General features: G+C 60.4%; 2 protein-coding genes and 1 pseudogene. 2 read left to right on the forward strand and 1 reads right to left on the reverse strand.

Features of this window, described 5'->3' with window-relative positions; all coding sequences use genetic code 11:
• Positions 1-106: 106 nt before the first annotated feature.
• The gene (locus NKH16_RS34870) at positions 107-367 is read left to right on the forward strand and encodes a hypothetical protein (RefSeq protein ID WP_352587141.1); all 261 of its coding nucleotides are present in this window, start codon (positions 107-109) and stop codon (positions 365-367) included.
• A gap of 3 nt (positions 368-370) precedes the next feature.
• On the forward strand, positions 371-631 hold the full coding sequence (locus NKH16_RS34875) for a hypothetical protein (RefSeq protein ID WP_352744131.1): 261 nt from the start codon (positions 371-373) through the stop codon (positions 629-631).
• Here the strand turns inward: NKH16_RS34875 and NKH16_RS34880 are convergent.
• Positions 628-787, reverse strand: a pseudogene (locus tag NKH16_RS34880) (SOS response-associated peptidase); the annotation flags it as partial. The gene NKH16_RS34875 and the pseudogene NKH16_RS34880 overlap by 4 nt on opposite strands.

Raw genomic sequence — 787 nt, forward strand, 5'->3', positions numbered from 1 at the left:
TGAACAAAACGGGAACAAAAATGTCAAGAGCGAATTGACTCTGCGAGGAATGCCTTCCTATTTGTCAGTAGGTGGGGCGGTTGCTCACAAATCGAGGAGAGCCGCGATGGGCAGACGAAAAAGCCGGTTCGACAGGCTGTCGGCGAGGGATGCGGAGGCGATCATCAGGGACACTTTGAGCCTGCGCCGGACGGTGCTGTCGTCGCAGCTGCATCTGAAGGCGCATGGCGAGCTGTTCTGGCAGCTTTGCGGGCTTGTCGAGAAATTGCATGAGGTGCTGGCCAGCGTAGCGGAGAAGGAGCCAGATTATCGGATGGCGGAGCTTGGCCTGCTTCCGCTGCCCGAGGATTACTCGACCCGGAAATGAGCCATGGCCGGGCCGATGGACAGCGTTGGACGTGCCGCCAAGGCCAACATGCTGCTTATCGTGGAGTGCGGCCACTGCTACCACGTCGGGCGCTTCAGGGCGAATGACGTGGCCCAGGTGGTGGGCTGGAACAAGCCGCTGGAAGCGATCAGGTTCAGGTGCAAGCGATGCAGCCGCAAGGACACGATGGTGAAGACGCAGTTCATCGACCAGGATCATCCGCCCAAGGGCTACATCTGGGTGCTGCAGAAATTCAAGCGCTAAAACAATGAGCCTTGCGCCGGCGCCTGCTGCGGAAACTTGATCTGTGTCGCCGGTTTTTCGACGATCACCAGCGCGTCATCGGGCGCCGTGCGCTGCAGGTGCCTTGCCTCCGACCACGGCGCGGTGAGCCAGGTCTCGGTTTCTTCAGGCGTGGTC

This window comes from Mesorhizobium sp. M1307, assembly GCF_040318155.1.
GTDB lineage: Bacteria > Pseudomonadota > Alphaproteobacteria > Rhizobiales > Rhizobiaceae > Mesorhizobium.